This window comes from Psychroflexus lacisalsi (assembly GCF_020164495.1).
GTDB classification, from domain to species: Bacteria; Bacteroidota; Bacteroidia; order Flavobacteriales; family Flavobacteriaceae; genus Psychroflexus; species Psychroflexus lacisalsi.
Map to the genome: position 1 here is coordinate 1 of NZ_JAIQYZ010000048.1, position 255 is coordinate 255.

Annotated in this window: 1 rRNA gene; it reads right to left on the minus strand. The window is 51.8% G+C overall.

Features of this window, described 5'->3' with window-relative positions:
* Positions 1 to 255: ribosomal RNA gene (locus LB449_RS14160) — 16S ribosomal RNA — on the minus strand; the annotation flags it as partial.

The window sequence follows — 255 nt, forward strand, 5'->3', positions numbered from 1 at the left end:
TGGTCACCCAGTGGCTGCTCTCTGTCCCTACCATTGTAGCACGTGTGTAGCCCAGGACGTAAGGGCCGTGATGATTTGACGTCATCCCCACCTTCCTCACAGTTTACACTGGCAGTATGGCTAGAGTCCCCATCATTACATGCTGGTAACTAACCAAAGGGGTTGCGCTCGTTATAGGACTTAACCTGACACCTCACGGCACGAGCTGACGACAACCATGCAGCACCTTGCAATTTGTCCGAAGAAAAAGGTGTT